Here is a 13414-nt window from a genome sequence, read left to right on the forward strand (position 1 = left end):
AAAGGTTGCCGCAGGTTTTGCGCGCCGTCGCTCAGGTGCCGGGTGCGAAGTCGCCCCAGACCGAGGGTTTCGTGTCCGCCGTGCTCGCGTCCGCCCGGTAGGTGTCGCCGTGGGCGTCCCGGCCGCCCGCCGTGTGGTTGTACTGGCCGGCGAAGACGTGCTGTCCCACCGGGACGGTCCTGCCGGACTTGAGCGTCCAGCGGTAGACGAGCACGCCGTTGTCCTCCCGTACGGAGATGGTGAAGTCGTCACCTGGCAGGGTCTGCCAGCTTCCCGTGTTCCGGACGCCGCCCGTCTGGGCGATGCGCAGTTCCACGGTCAGCGCGGTCAGGGGCTTGCGGGTCCTGAGGGTGACGTTGCTCTGGGCCCAGAAGCTGTTGCTGTGGGGATCGACGGATCCGTCGGCCCACAGGGGCCCGTCCTCGGTGTGTGTGCCGCCGGGTGGGGCTGCGGACGTGTGGCCGGGCTGCGGCGTGGTGGCGGGTGCGGATGGCCGACCGGTGCCGGACGGTGACGGCGTGTCGCCCGGCTGTCCTGACCCGGGGGAGCGGGGTGAGGGGGACGGCGAGGAACCGGCGGCGGAGCTCTCGGAGCCGGCGGCCGCCTCCTGCCGGGGTTCGCTGTTCTGGACCACGGCGCCCACGGCGAGGCCGCCGGCCGCCAGGGCCGCACCGGTGGCGAGTGCGGCGAGCGCGAGCCTCGGCCAGGACAGGCCGAGCCGGATGCGGTGCCGGGCCTTGCGGGTGCCGGTGGAACGGGCGGCGGGGGACGTGGTCATGCCGCGCTCCAGGCGGGCGAGGATGCGGGCCCGGTCCGGCTGGTGGGCGGCGGCGGCCTCCCGGAGCCGCCGGTGCAGATCGTCCATCAGTTCCTCCTCCCCACAAGTTCCTCGGCGGCGTGCGTGCCGAGTGTGCGTCTCAGTTCCGCCATGCCTTTGGAGGTCTGGCTCTTGACCGTACCGACCGATATGCCGAGGGCGAGGGCGGTGTCCTTCTCCGACAGGTCGAAGGCGTGGCGCAGCACGACGCACGAGCGTTTGCGGAAGGGCAGCCGGCCCAGCGCGGCCCGTACGTCCACCACGCCGGCGATGTCCGGGTCGTCCACCCGGTCGGTGTGCCGGGCCCAGAACAGTGCGACGCGGCGGCGTTCGCGGACCGCGCTGCGGATGCGACTGCGCGCCATGTTGGCGACCACGCCCCGGGCGTAGGCGAGCGGATGGTCCGCTCGCCGTACCCGGTCCCAGCGGTGCCAGAGTGCGACGAGCGCGTCTGCGGCGAGGTCGTCGGCGGCGTCCGACTCGCCCGTCAGGAGATGGGCGAGGCGGGCCAGTTCGGCGTGGTGGCGCTCGAAGAAGTCGTGGAACTCCGCGGCTGCGTCTTCGAGGAGCATGTCCGTGGGGGAGACCTCTCCGGTCAGGATGTGAGCGTTAACATAATCGCGGGAGACGGCAGCATAGCAACCGCCGAGCCCATGGCCGGTCCGCGGTGGGAGCCATCAGCCGACCCGGTTCCGACTCGTGAGGACGCCCGCGCCGGCCGACTTGGCGAGCTTGGCGGGCAGACCGGCGGCGGACTCCAGGCCCGCGGTCAGCTTCGGCGTCCAGTTCACGGCCGTCTTGATCTTCTTGCCGGAGTGCTCGGCGTTGTACGCGGCGACGAGGTCGGCCACCGTGCCGTTGACCAGGTTGCCGCTGCCGGCGACCGCGCCGGTGCCGTCCCCGCTGAGCAGCTGCGAGACCTTCCGGTCGCTCGACAGCGCCCAGTAGTTGTTCTGCGCGACGACCTGGGCGTTGGCCCGGGAGTTGATGCTGTAGCTGTGGGTGTAGCCGTTGAGCGTCGCCGTGTCGTAGTAGTTGTCGTAGAGGTGGATCTGGCCGACCCGGGCCAGCGGGGCGCGCTGCACGATGCCCTGGAAGACGTTGTGATGGAGCGTCACCCGCAGCTTCGAGTCCTTGTCGCTGCTGCCGATGAGCATGGTCTTGTCGTGGTTGGTGAACCGGTTGTACTCGACGGTGACCAGGTCGGAGGCGTTGGTGATGTCGAGTGCGCCGTCGTGGACCTGGTACTCGCGCCCGAAGTAGGACGGGTTGGCGCTGTCGTCGTGCGGGCTGTCGCCGAAGGTGTTGTGGTCGGCCCAGACGTGCGTGGCGCCGCGTAGCGTGACCGCGTCGTACTGGGAGTTCCAGTTCCCCGACGAGCCGTCGGTCGGGTCCCACTGGGGGAAGCAGTCGCGGGTGTCGGTGAGGGTGAGGTTGCGGATGATGACGTTGTCCGCATGACTCACCTGGAGGCTGCCGCCGACGATCGCCGCGCCCGAGCCGGGTACTCCCACGATCGTCGTCCTGGACGGCACGCTCAGGACCACGCGCGCGGCCTGCCGGGCCTGCGCCGCGCTGCGGGCCGACTCCTGGGCGCCCGTCGGAAGCTTGGCGCGGCCCCAGGTGGCCGGGTCGTAGGCCTTCAGATAGGCGCTGAGCGAGTAGCCGGTGCCGGCCGCGTAGTCCGCACAGCCCAGGGGCTTGCCGGAGTCGTCGGTGTTGGCGTCGATGGAGCCCTTGATCTGGATGATCCGTGGTGCGCCGGTGGGGCCGGCCTTCAGGGCTTTCGCCAGCTCCGCCCGGGTGGAGACGGTGAAGGTGTGGGCGGCGTCGGCGGCTTGGCCGCCGGTGGTGCCCGAACCGTCGGCGGCCCAGCCGTCCTTGGCGGGCAGGGGCGTGTGCGCGAGGTCGACGGCGGCGGCGCCTGCACTCATGGTGAGCGGTACGGCGGCGAGACCGGCGGTCGTCAGGGCGGCGGCGCCGACCAGAGCGAGCCGCCGCCGGGCGGGGGAGCGGCGGTGCGAGGGGGCAGACACGTGATGTCGGTCCTTCGGTGAGGGGGAGACTGTCAGCCCTTCAGTTGCCGCCGCCGCACCGGAGGTTGCCGCCGCTCGGGGAAATTCCCCCGGTTCCTTGGCCGTTCGCCGTTGAACGCGTCCCTGGGCCGTGACCACAGGCCCCCTGTGGGCTGACGGATCGACCCGGCTACGCCGCGGACCGGGGCTCGCCGGCGGGGGGAGGTTGCGCCACCGGCCCCGGCAACCCGACGGCCAGCGAGTCGTGCGGGACCGGGAGTTGGTGAGGATCGGGACGGATGCAGGGGTCATCCACCCGTGTACCGGTCAGCGTCTCGCCCGGCGCCGCGCCACGAAGAAGCCGATCACCATGCCGGTCAGCAGGGTCACGGTCAGGACCACCCATAGGGGCATGGTGACGGTGGTGACCCACAGCGTGATGGAGACCGATCGGGTGTTGGCCGCGATGAACCAGACGGCCAGGACCGCGAGGGCGCCGACTCCGATCGTCCGCAGCCGCATCTCGCGCCCCTTGACCGTGAGGCTCGACTGGCGCTGCGGCGGAGGATTGTTCTTCGCCATGCCCCCAGTATGGCGCCACCCGAGTGACCGGTCCTGCGCAGACGGCGGAGCTGCGCCCGGCCTCGACCGGCTGAGGCGGCCGAGTGGGGAGCGGCGTCAGCGGGAACTGCCCTCCCCGCCGGCGGGGAGTTCCGGCGGCTGGGCCTGCCCGTCGTGCCGTTCCTCGCCGCCCGTGAGCAGGCGGTTCAGCAGGCCGCCGAGAGTGTCGCGCTGGTCGGCGGTGAGCGGGGCGAAGGACTCGGCGAGGACGCGTTCCACGATCTCGGCGCCCTCCTGCCGGACCTGGCGGCCGCGCTCGGTGAGCCGGTGCCGTACGGCGCGTCCGGGCCCCGGAGTCCGCTCGATCAGCCCTCGCTCGACCATCCGGCCGGCCAGGGTGCCGAAGGCCTGGTCGGTCTGGAAGGTCAGCTGCGCCAAGTCGTGCAGGGAGGCTTCGGGGCGCTGGTCGAGGTGTCGTAGGGCATCCCACTGCACCAGGCTGACCCCGATCTGCTGGAGGGCGGAGTTCAGCGCGTGGTGGTGGCGGTTCTGCAGCCGCTTCACGGCCTGCCCGAGTTCCTGGAGGGATGTACTCACGGGACGATCCTAGCGCTCAATCTAAGCTTGTTTATATCAATATCCTGATCTAACGTTGTTGATATGGAACCTGACCTCACCTTCGACCGGCGCGGCGAGGGCCGCCCGTACCTCCTGCTGCACGGCGGCGCCGGGCCCCACTCGGTCGCCGCCTTCGCCGAACTCCTGGCCGGCCACGGGCCCGGCCAGGTGATCACCCCGACTCACCCCGGGTTCGCCGGCACGCCGCGCCCGGACGGCCTCGACGGCATCGGCGGCCTCGCCGCGCTCTACCGCGACCTGCTCGACCGACTCGACCTCGAGGACGTCACCCTGGTCGGCAACTCCATCGGCGGCTGGATCGCCGCCGAACTCGCGCTGCTGCACAGCCCCCGGGTCAGCGCCGTCGTCCTGGTCAACGCCGTCGGCATCGCCGTCGACGAGTCCCCGATCACCGACATCTTCGGCCTGTCGCCGGCCGAACTGTCCCAACTCGCCTACCACGACCCGGCCCCCTTTCACGTCGACCCCGCCTCGCTCAGCGAGCAGCAGTCGGCCGCGCTGGCCGCCAACCGGCGCACCCTGGCGGTCTACGGCGGAAGTCCGTCCATGGGCGACCCGCACCTGCGCGCTCGCCTTGCCGACGTCACCACGCCGACCCTCGTCCTGTGGGGCGAGAGCGACGGAATCGTGCGCCCTGCCTACGGCCGTGCCTACGCCGAGGCCATCCCCGGCGCCGAGTTCCACCTGATCCCGGCCGCCGGCCACCTCCCCCAGCTCGAGACCCCGCACCAACTCCTCGCCCACGTACGGACCTTCACCGAAGCCCACGGGCAGGTCACCCACCCGCGCTGAGTCCGCGCGCGGCACGCTGCAATCCCCCGGCCTGCTCCGTCGGCAGGCCAGGGGTGCGGCGAGGGGGATGTAGAGGGTCGGCTCCGGACGGCCTCCGGTATCAGCTCCGTCGGCTTTCGCGACGAGGAGCAGCGAGGTCGTGCGCGGGTCATTGACGCACCGATTGTTAACGATAACAATCGGCCCGAGCGCACGCCGTACGAAGCGGGCGTACGGAAGCCGCCACCCCTGTATCGGGGGTGACGCACCATCAGCGCGCCATGGATTACCCCCTTACCCACTCGTTCAAGGGAGACCCATGCACCTCACCCGATCCCGCCCCCGCCGACGACACCGGTACCGGGCCGCGCTGGCCCTGGCCGCCGGCGTGTCGCTGCCAGGCTGTCGCCGGTACAGTCCTCAGTCCTGAATCCGCCGCCAGGGCCGGTCCGCCTCCAGCGCGAACGCCAGCTCCAGCAGCATCCGCTCCTGCCCGTGAGCGGCCGAGAGATGCACGCCGATCGGCAGGTCGTTCGCCGCTGCACCCGCGGGCAGCGAGATCCCCGGGCCACCCGCCACATTGTTCACCGGGGTGAAGGCGACATAGCGGTTCAGACGGTCCAGCAGCTCCTCGAAAGCCACATTCGGACTCAGATGCCCGATCGGTGGGGCCACGTGTGCCAGCACCGGCGACAGGATCACGTCGTGCTCGCGGAACAGTCCGGCATACGCCTCCTTTGCCCGCGCCAGTCGGCGCAGCACCCCGGGCGTCCGCAGGAATCCGCGCTGGTAACTGCGCCGCAGCCCCTTCGTCAGACCGTCCAGCTTCCGCGCCTGGAAGCTCCGATCCACCGACAGCCGGCCCGTGACCGCGATCAGAAAGGCGATGTAGCCCCAGTACAGCGTGAAGTCCTGCGAGAACTCCGCCCCGAACGGCAGCGTCGCCGGTACGACCCGGTGCCCCATCCCCTCCAACCGCGAAGCCGTCTGCTCGACCGCGCGACGAGTCTCCTCATCGGTGACCGCCAACGGCGAGTCCACGACCAGCCCGATTCTCAACCGCCGTTCTCCGGGCCCTTCCACCAGCCCCAGCGGTGGGAGCGCGGGATTGCGGTGATGGCGCTCCGCCGCCGCGAAGAAGGCGGCGGTATCCCGGACCGAGCGCGTGACCACCCCGTCCGTGATGATGTCGATCGGCAACTGCCGGCCCTGCGGGTTGGCCACCAGCCGCCCGCGAGTCGGCTTCAGGCCGACCAGTCCGCAGCATGCCGCCGGTATCCGGATCGAACCACCACCGTCGTTGGCATGCGCGATGGGCACCACCCCCGCCGCCACGAGAGCGGCAGCCCCACCGGAGGACGCCCCGGGCGAGTGCGACGGGTTCCACGGGTTGCGCACCGGCTCCGCCGTCGCGAACTCGGTCGAGGCGTTGAGTCCGAACTCCGGCATCCTCGTCTTGCCCAGAACCGTCAGGCCGGTGCTCAGGAACTGATCGGTGAAGCCCGAGTTCCGCCGCGCAGGCCGGGCTCGGAACGCCGCGCTGCCCTGCCCGGTCGGCAGGCCCCGCAGGTCCACGTTGTCCTTCAGGTACGTGGGGACCCCGAACAGTGCACCGCCGTCGCCATCCTGAGCAACTCGCGGCTCCCCGTACGCCGGAAAGGCAACGGGAGCCAGTTCGGAGTCGATCCGCCCGGCACGCGCCGCCGCGGCAGCGGCCAACTCCGCGGGGCTCACGTCGCCGGCGCGCACCAGCGCCGCCAAGGCCACCGCGTCGTGCTCACCCAGCGCATCGTCACCGAACGCGTGAACCCGCTTGTACGCCATGCGCACTCCCCAACCCCTACCGACCGGTAATGACGCGAGCAGCTCAGCAGTGTACGGGTGAGCGACAGCTGCGCACACCCTCCTGCCCTGGCCAGGCATCCACCGGCGTCATGCATCCGCCTCACCTGGGCGGCGGGGGCGCGGCGCGGGGCTTCAGGCGGGAGTTCGGGAGGGCGGGGGCGGGCAGGCGGCGCGGGGTGCCTTCGAAGCCGTCGATGCTGCCGAACCGATCGGTCTCGTGCTGCCAGGCGTCCCGGAAGGCGACGATCTCCTCGTGGCTGCGGGCGACGAAGTTCCACCACATGACGATCTGCTCGCCGAACGGCGGCCCGCCGAGCAGGATCAGGCGAGCGGACTCGTCGGTGGGGTTGGCCAGCGTCAACTCCGCCGCACCGACGCCGAGGTAGCCGAGATCGGTGCGGGCCAGCCCGGTGCCGGCCATGGTCACCGCACCGGTGTCGACGAGCACGCCGTGCTCGAAGCGGGGGTCGACGTCCAGGGTGACCTGCGCGTGCGGTTCCACGCCGATTTCCGCGCCGAGCAGCGGCGTGAACGTCCGGACGGGGGAGCGGGCGCCGGCGAGCTCGCCGAGGAACACCCGCGCGGTCGCACCGCCGAGCTCGGTCGTCGGCGGTGCGTAGTGCTGGAAGTCGCGGGGAGCCTCGCGGTGCGCGTGGGGCAGGCCGACCCACAGCTGAACGCCGTGCAGCGTCCGTACCTCCGGCGTGGAGACCTCGGAGTGGCAGATGCCGTGGCCGCCGGTCATGATGTTCAGCTCGCCGGGCCGTACCAGCGCGTGGGTGCCGAGGCTGTCCCGGTGCTCGAGCTCGCCGCTGAACAGCCAGCTCACGGTCTGCAGCCCGGCGTGCGGGTGCGGCGGGATGAACATGCCGTCGGTACCGCTGACGTCCTCGGGGCCGTAGTGGTCGGCGAAACACCACGCGCCGATCAGGGATCGGGCCCGCTGGGGGAGTGTGCGGCGTACCCGCATGGCGCGTACGCCGCCCAGGGGCACGTCCCGCGCGGTGAGTACCTCGACGGCGGGTCGGGCCGAATCGTCGGACTCGGGGATCGGCTCGCCGCACAGCATCTCGACGGGCCGGGTTTCGGTGTTGCTCATGGCGGATTCCGGCGGGAAGTGATCAGCTGGGAAGATCGCTGGGCAGGTCGCTGGGGCGGACGCGGTAGACCTGCAGGTTGAGGCCGTAGTACTTGGAGGTCTCGCCGACCCACTGCATGCCGAGCCGCTTGGCCATGGCGATGGCGCGGACGTTGTTCGGCCGCGCCACTGCGAAGAGTTCTTCGGCGTCCTGGGTGAACGCCCAGGCGATCAGCGCGCGGCCGGCCTCGGTGGCATAGCCCTGCCCCCACGCCCCGGGGGCCAGCTGCCAGCTCATCTCGAGGTCGTCCTCGTACGGCGGCAGCAGCCGGATGCCGAGGCCACCGACGACCGTCCTGTCGTCCCTGCGCTGCACGGCCCACCGTCCCCGAGGCGGCGGCAGGTTCGGCTGCGCCTCCTGCCACGCCTGCAGCACCGAGCGCATCGCCGCCAGGTCGCGGACGCGGTCCATCGCAGGAGTGAGCCAGTGTGCGACGTCCGGCGAACCGTAGATCGCCAGTGCCTCCTCGGCGTCGTCGACGGACCAGTCCCGGATGATGAGCCGATCGGTGGTCAACGAGATGTCCATGGCCCGGAACCCTCCTTGGTCCTCCTGGTGGCCATCATGCCCCCGCCCGCCTGCGTGCGCGAGGAGCGGGCCTCCCTCGGGGGCCTCACCCCAGTCCTTCGCACGGCCAGGCCGGACGTCGGCTCTCAGACCGGCCGATGGGCGGGTCCGCCGGCGGCTCGGGCGCGGGCCGCCTCGATCTCCGCGTGGGCCAGGTCGCGGTTCGCCCAGTGGGAACCCTCGACGGACTTGCCCGGCTCCAGGTCCTTGTAGACCTCGAAGAAGTGGGCGATCTCGAGCAGGTCGAACGCACGTACGTCGCCGATGTCCTGGAGATCGGCCCTGCGCGGGTCGTGCGCGGGCACGCACAGCACCTTCTCGTCCGGGCCCGCCTCGTCCGTCATCACGAACATGCCCAGGGCCCGGCAGACGATGGAGCAGCCGGGGAAGGTCGGTTCGCCGACCAGGACGAGCGCGTCCAGCGGGTCGCCGTCCCGGCCGAGGGTGCCGTCGATGTAGCCGTAGTCGGCGGGGTAGCGGGTGGCGGTGAACAGGGTCCGGTCCAGGCGGATCCGCCCGAGCGCATGGTCCATCTCGTACTTGTTCCGCGACCCCTGGGGGATCTCGATGATCACCTCGAACTCCATCATGACCTCCGTACGTTCTCGCGCGGTCCGGGCGAGCCAGGGACGGGGCGGCCTCCGGCCGGTGTGCGATGTCGTCGCGCATCCTTCGAAGGGCGCCGGCCGGGGTCAAGGCGAGCCTGAGCGACTCGGGGATCATCCGCAAGTCGTGGGCCGGCAGCTGCGAGGCTCGCCCGCGCACCTGCTCAGTGGGCGGCATGGTCATGGCCATGTCCGTCGGTGCCGGGTCTGCCGCTCATCATGCGGAGCATGGCGGGCCCGCCGGTTCTGAGGAAGCGCACCAGGAGAGCGGCGGCGAGGAGGAGGAAGGCGATGTTGAGGTAGGTGGTGTAGTTCCAGGAGACGCCCTCCATGGGGATGGTGGCGTCCTCGGGGTCGGGGATGAGGCCGAGACCGCCGAAGGTGAACTCGACGACGTAACCGGCGGTGACCATGGACAGGTAGAAGGTGACGAGCAGGAACGCTGCCGTCCGTGGGCCGTAGTACTTCCGGTAGATGTTGAGGATCGGCAGGATCAGCAGGTCGGCGAAGATGAAGGAGATCACGCCGCCGAAGCTGATGCCGCCCTTCCACAGCACCACGGCGAGCGGCACGTTGCCGATGGAGCACACGAACGAGGCGATGGCCACCAGCGGGCCGATGATCGGCCCCCAGAGCTTGGCGGCCAACGGGTGGCCCTCGAAGAAGAAGGTCTGCCAGAAGCTGTCGGGGACCCAGGCCGCGATGGCGCCGGCGATGAGCAGCCCGAGCACCAGGTCACGCAGGATCGCGGCCCACTCCATGACGAAGACGTGCGAGGTGGCGGTGAAGCCCTCGCCGGACAGCAGCCGCCGGGCGAAGGGGCCTTCGCGGTGGACGGACATGTCCATCGCCGCGTGGCCCTCCATCGAACCCGCCAGCCCGCGTTCGGCCTGCTCGCGTGCCTCGCGCAGCAGCCTAGACCGCAGGAACAGCCGGAACAGTACGGCCAGTACGAGGATCATGATCGGCCCGCCGAAGAACTCGGCCGCCGTGAACTGCCAGCCCATCAGCAGCGCCAGAATGATGCCGAGTTCGACGACCAGGTTGGTGGAGGCGATCTCGAAGGCCATCGCGGCGGTGAAGTTCGCGCCCTTGCGGAACAGGGACCGCGCCAGCGCCACCGCTGCGTAGGAGCAGGACGAGGACGCGGCGCCGAGCCCGGCGGCGATCGCGAGCGAGCGGGGTCGGTCGTCGCCGAGCAGGGAGACGACGGTCGACTTCCGTGCGATCGCCTGCACCACCGCCGAGAGGGCGAAGCCCAGGATCAGGGCCCAGGTGATCTCCCAGGTCATCGAGCCGGCAATCGACAGTGCGTGCAAGATCGCGTGCGTCATCCCTGAAGCTTTCCCCCGCAGTACGGCAACCGACCACCGGACACGCTCGGGCATCACGCGAGCATCACGCGCGCCGAGGCCCGGTCTGACAATTCGCGTCGGATCAGCGCGCGGCTCCCCCAGCCTCCGGCCGGGAGGGGCCCCATTTCGCGCCCGGCTGGGCGTGCCGGCGGGTCGGTCTCGTACGGGGTCGTACTTGGCCGATCCGGCGGTGCGTCCAGGCGGGATGCCTGGCGTCGTGCGCCCGGCAGGAATTGTCAGACAGGGCCTGGGGCCACCGGGCCGCTGGGCGGCGGCCGGGGGCATCTTGGGGGACCGTTGGTGGTGAGGGGCCTGCTTTTTCGTCCGCAGACCGGCTCACGGAGGAGGCTCGCGCCATGTCCGCCCAGAAACCGCAGTCCGGCGACCGTCGGGCCCGTGCAGCCGCGCTCCGGGCCGAGGAGGCCCGCCGGGAGAAGCGCAAGCGCCTGCTCACCCGCGGCGCGATCGGCCTCGCCGTCCTCGCGGTGGTGGGCGGCATCGCGACCGCCGTCGCCCTGAACTACGACTCCGGCGGTACGGGGTCGTCCGTCGCGGTGCCCGCGCAGCCGCGCCTCACGGCCGAGGGCCGCACCACACTGCCGCCCTGGGACGCGCCGGCCGACCCGGCCGCCGCCGTGAAGGCCGCCGGACTGCCGATGCTCGGCTCGGAGGGCACGGTCGAGCACATCCACGCGCACCTCGACGTCTTCGCGAACGGCAAGGCGGTGACGGTGCCGGCACTGATCGGTATCGACGAGGCCAAGCAGCAGATCAGCCCGTTGCACAGCCACGACACCACCGGCATCATCCACGTCGAATCGCCGGTGAAGGCCGACTTCAGCCTCGGCCAGTTCCTGACGCAGTGGCAGGTCTCCGCCTCCGCCGACCACCTCGGCGGCCTGAAGACCGACGCCACCCACACGCTGACCGCGTACGTCAACGGCAAACCGGTCGCCGGCAACCCCGCCGCGATCATTCTGGGAGCCCACGACGAGATCGCCCTGGTCTACGGCACGGTCGCCGAGAACGCGACGGTGGCCGTCCCCGGCACGTACACCTGGCCGAGCGGCCTCTGAGCCCTGTCGGCCGACGGCCGGGAGGCGCCGACTCCCGGCCCGTCTACCATGAGCGCAGCGAGGAACGGTTGAACGAGAGGGCGCCACGGTGGTTCGCGGGCTGGGGGAACTCGAAGCGGAGATCATGGACCGCCTGTGGAGCTGGGGCCGTCCCGCCACCGTCCGGGACGTGGTCGACGACATCAACAGGCATCGGCCGGTCGCCTACACGACGGTGATGACCGTCGCCGACATCCTCCACGGCAAGGGCCTGCTGCGCCGCACCAAGGAGGGCCGCGCCTGGCTGTACGAGCCCGTGCGCAGCAGGGAGGAGTACACGGCGGCCGTGATGCAGGACGTGCTCGGCCTCAGCAAGGACCGTCCGGCGGCGCTCTCCCACTTCGTCAACCAGATGTCCGCGGACGAGGTGGCGGCCCTGCGGGCGGCGCTGCGCTCGATCGCCCGGAGCGACGACGCGTGATCGGGATAGCGGTGCTGCTGGCGTACGCGCTGCTGGTCGGCCTGGCGCTGCCGCACGCGCTGGTGCGGGCCCGCTGGACGCAGCGGGCCCCCGGCCTGGCCGTGCTGGTCTGGCAGGGACTGCTGGTCTCCTTCGTCTCGTCCCTCGTGCTCCTCGCGCATCACGTGGTGGTGCCAGACCGCCATGTCCACGGAGGGGTGCTCGGGCTCCTGCATGTGTGCGGTGCGGCGACCGCCGACGGCGTGGGCGCTGCGGTCGCGGGCGAGGCCGCTCAGGCTCTCCTGCCGCTCGCGGCAGGGGTGTGGCCTCTCGGCTGGTACGTGCTCACCGTCGCGCGGGCCTATCGCAGCCGCCGCCACCACGCCGCCCAGCTGGACATCCTGGCCCGGCCCGCACCGGAGCTGTCGGCCGTCCTGGTGGAACACGCCGTACCGGCGGTGTACTGCCTCCCGGGGCGTCTGCGGCGGGTGGTGCTGACGCGGGGCGCGCTGGACGTGCTGTCGCCGCAGCAGCTGCGCGCGGTCCTGGCGCACGAGCAGGCACACCTGGTGGGCCGGCATCATCTGATCACCGCTGCGACCGAGGCGTTCGCGCACGCCTTCCCCGGGCTTCCGCTGGGGCGGCTGGCCCGCGCGGAGACGGCCGTCCTGCTGGAGATGGTCGCCGACGACCGGGCGGCGCGATCCCATTCGCCGAGTGCGCTCGTCGGGGCGATGTGCGAGGTCGCAGCCGCCCGGACGCCCGGCTTCGCCTTCGGGCTGGGTGGCTCGGCGGTGCTGCTGAGAGTACGGCGCCTGCTCCACCCCCGACGCGGACCCCACCCCGCGGCCTGGTGGTCGACGGCCGCGCTGACCCTGGCCGCGACGGTCCTCCCCTTCGTCGTGGCCTGCGGCCCCGGCCTTGGGTGAGCGCGCAGGTGTGACGGTGTCTCGCCTGGCGAGAATTCTGCCCTGAATCGGACATTTTTCGCGTCACGGTCTTGAGTGGATCTCGGTCGAGATGGCAAGGTAACACGTGTCACCATCCTTCTCGCCTCCCCGCCCCACCGGGAGTTCCGATCATGCACACCATCTCTGAGCAGCCCGTCCGCGTGCCGCCCGCCGCCCAGGTCCGGGAGGAGCGCCCGGTGTGTGCGCCCGGCCATCGGCTCGTCCGCTGGGTGTTCCCGCCGGCCGCCGCTGCCGTCCCCGAGGTCAGGCATCTGCTGCGCGACGTGCTGCGCGTCTGGCGGGTCGGCCCGGACGTCATCGACACGCTGCTGCTGGCGGTCAGCGAGCTGGTCTCCAATGCGGTCACGCATGCGGCGCCGGTGACGCGGCGGGTGCGGGTGGCGGTCGGTCTCGACGGCGTGCGGGTGCGGCTCGAGGTGAGCGACGACCACCCGTTCCGGCCGCAGGTCCTGGTGGAGGCCGGCGAGGATGCCGAGAGCGGCCGTGGGCTGTTCATCATCGGGCGGGCCGTCGCAGATGCGGACGGCGACATGTGCGTCCTGCCGCTGGGTCTGGGGAAGACCATTCGGGTGCGGGTCCCGGCCGTCGCCTGACGGGGGCGCCATGACCGTGCG

The 13414-nt window shown here is 71.4% G+C and carries 15 protein-coding genes; 5 read left to right on the plus strand and 10 right to left on the minus strand.

The window, feature by feature from the left end; all coding sequences use genetic code 11:
* Positions 1–31: 31 nt before the first annotated feature.
* The 5 genes from FB465_RS26995 to FB465_RS27015 form a co-directional block, all read right to left on the minus strand.
* Positions 32–865, minus strand: coding sequence for a hypothetical protein (locus FB465_RS26995; RefSeq protein WP_145794610.1), 834 nt, complete (start codon positions 863–865; stop codon positions 32–34).
* Positions 865–1389 (minus strand): SigE family RNA polymerase sigma factor, encoded by a 525-nt coding sequence (locus tag FB465_RS27000; protein ID WP_145794612.1) that lies wholly within the window; start codon positions 1387–1389, stop codon positions 865–867. Before FB465_RS27000 ends, FB465_RS26995 begins: the two co-directional genes overlap by 1 nt.
* A 105-nt stretch (positions 1390–1494) precedes the next feature.
* Complete coding sequence (locus FB465_RS27005) at positions 1495–2853, minus strand: pectate lyase family protein (RefSeq protein WP_246192862.1); 1359 nt, start codon at positions 2851–2853, stop codon at positions 1495–1497.
* 306 nt (positions 2854–3159) lie between these two features.
* Complete coding sequence (locus FB465_RS27010; RefSeq protein ID WP_145794615.1) at positions 3160–3414, minus strand: LapA family protein; 255 nt, start codon at positions 3412–3414, stop codon at positions 3160–3162.
* A 96-nt stretch (positions 3415–3510) separates the two neighbouring features.
* The gene (locus tag FB465_RS27015; protein WP_145794617.1) at positions 3511–3990 is read right to left on the minus strand and encodes a MarR family winged helix-turn-helix transcriptional regulator; all 480 of its coding nucleotides are present in this window, start codon (positions 3988–3990) and stop codon (positions 3511–3513) included.
* 63 nt (positions 3991–4053) lie between these two features.
* Between FB465_RS27015 and FB465_RS27020 the strand changes: the two genes are divergently transcribed.
* Positions 4054–4824: an alpha/beta fold hydrolase gene (locus tag FB465_RS27020; protein ID WP_145794618.1), complete on the plus strand. Its 771-nt coding sequence runs from the start codon at positions 4054–4056 to the stop codon at positions 4822–4824.
* Positions 4825–5223: 399 nt separating this feature from the next.
* Here the strand turns inward: FB465_RS27020 and FB465_RS27025 are convergent, their stop codons facing one another.
* The 5 genes from FB465_RS27025 to FB465_RS27045 form a co-directional block, all read right to left on the minus strand.
* On the minus strand, positions 5224–6627 hold the full coding sequence (locus FB465_RS27025; RefSeq protein ID WP_145794620.1) for an amidase: 1404 nt from the start codon (positions 6625–6627) through the stop codon (positions 5224–5226).
* A 121-nt stretch (positions 6628–6748) separates the two neighbouring features.
* Positions 6749–7747 (minus strand): pirin family protein, encoded by a 999-nt coding sequence (locus FB465_RS27030; RefSeq protein WP_145794622.1) that lies wholly within the window; start codon positions 7745–7747, stop codon positions 6749–6751.
* A 22-nt stretch (positions 7748–7769) separates the two neighbouring features.
* Complete coding sequence (locus FB465_RS27035) at positions 7770–8315, minus strand: GNAT family N-acetyltransferase (RefSeq protein ID WP_145794624.1); 546 nt, start codon at positions 8313–8315, stop codon at positions 7770–7772.
* A gap of 125 nt (positions 8316–8440) precedes the next feature.
* On the minus strand, positions 8441–8941 hold the full coding sequence (locus tag FB465_RS27040; protein ID WP_145797623.1) for an inorganic diphosphatase: 501 nt from the start codon (positions 8939–8941) through the stop codon (positions 8441–8443).
* 182 nt (positions 8942–9123) lie between these two features.
* Positions 9124–10293, minus strand: a complete 1170-nt coding sequence (locus tag FB465_RS27045; RefSeq protein WP_145794625.1) for a permease — start codon at positions 10291–10293, stop codon at positions 9124–9126.
* Between the two features lie 377 nt (positions 10294–10670).
* On the opposite strand from FB465_RS27045, the gene FB465_RS27050 reads away from it, so the two are divergent.
* The 4 genes from FB465_RS27050 to FB465_RS27065 all read left to right on the plus strand — a co-directional run bounded on the left by FB465_RS27050 (position 10671) and on the right by FB465_RS27065 (position 13393).
* A complete protein-coding gene (locus tag FB465_RS27050) occupies positions 10671–11390 on the plus strand; it encodes a hypothetical protein (RefSeq protein ID WP_145794627.1) in 720 nt (239 codons plus the stop codon).
* Positions 11391–11478: 88 nt separating this feature from the next.
* Positions 11479–11850: a BlaI/MecI/CopY family transcriptional regulator gene (locus tag FB465_RS27055; RefSeq protein ID WP_281292362.1), complete on the plus strand. Its 372-nt coding sequence runs from the start codon at positions 11479–11481 to the stop codon at positions 11848–11850.
* The gene (locus FB465_RS27060; RefSeq protein ID WP_145794630.1) at positions 11847–12758 is read left to right on the plus strand and encodes a M56 family metallopeptidase; all 912 of its coding nucleotides are present in this window, start codon (positions 11847–11849) and stop codon (positions 12756–12758) included. Before FB465_RS27055 ends, FB465_RS27060 begins: the two co-directional genes overlap by 4 nt.
* A gap of 152 nt (positions 12759–12910) precedes the next feature.
* On the plus strand, positions 12911–13393 hold the full coding sequence (locus tag FB465_RS27065; protein ID WP_145794632.1) for an ATP-binding protein: 483 nt from the start codon (positions 12911–12913) through the stop codon (positions 13391–13393).
* Positions 13394–13414 lie beyond the last annotated feature (21 nt).

Origin of the sequence: Kitasatospora atroaurantiaca (assembly GCF_007828955.1) — a bacterium.
In the GTDB taxonomy this organism is placed as follows: Bacteria; Actinomycetota; Actinomycetes; order Streptomycetales; family Streptomycetaceae; genus Kitasatospora; species Kitasatospora atroaurantiaca.

Coding starts and splice junctions, on each gene's coding strand:
- FB465_RS26995 (WP_145794610.1), bottom strand. CDS start 865: ATGGACGATCTGCACCGGCGGCTCCGGGAGGCCGCCGCCGCCCACCAG.
- FB465_RS27000 (WP_145794612.1), bottom strand. CDS start 1,389: ATGCTCCTCGAAGACGCAGCCGCGGAGTTCCACGACTTCTTCGAGCGC.
- FB465_RS27010 (WP_145794615.1), bottom strand. CDS start 3,414: ATGGCGAAGAACAATCCTCCGCCGCAGCGCCAGTCGAGCCTCACGGTC.
- FB465_RS27020 (WP_145794618.1), top strand. CDS start 4,054: ATGGAACCTGACCTCACCTTCGACCGGCGCGGCGAGGGCCGCCCGTAC.
- FB465_RS27025 (WP_145794620.1), bottom strand. CDS start 6,627: ATGGCGTACAAGCGGGTTCACGCGTTCGGTGACGATGCGCTGGGTGAG.
- FB465_RS27030 (WP_145794622.1), bottom strand. CDS start 7,747: ATGAGCAACACCGAAACCCGGCCCGTCGAGATGCTGTGCGGCGAGCCG.
- FB465_RS27035 (WP_145794624.1), bottom strand. CDS start 8,315: ATGGACATCTCGTTGACCACCGATCGGCTCATCATCCGGGACTGGTCC.
- FB465_RS27040 (WP_145797623.1), bottom strand. CDS start 8,941: ATGGAGTTCGAGGTGATCATCGAGATCCCCCAGGGGTCGCGGAACAAG.
- FB465_RS27045 (WP_145794625.1), bottom strand. CDS start 10,293: ATGACGCACGCGATCTTGCACGCACTGTCGATTGCCGGCTCGATGACC.
- FB465_RS27050 (WP_145794627.1), top strand. CDS start 10,671: ATGTCCGCCCAGAAACCGCAGTCCGGCGACCGTCGGGCCCGTGCAGCC.
- FB465_RS27065 (WP_145794632.1), top strand. CDS start 12,911: ATGCACACCATCTCTGAGCAGCCCGTCCGCGTGCCGCCCGCCGCCCAG.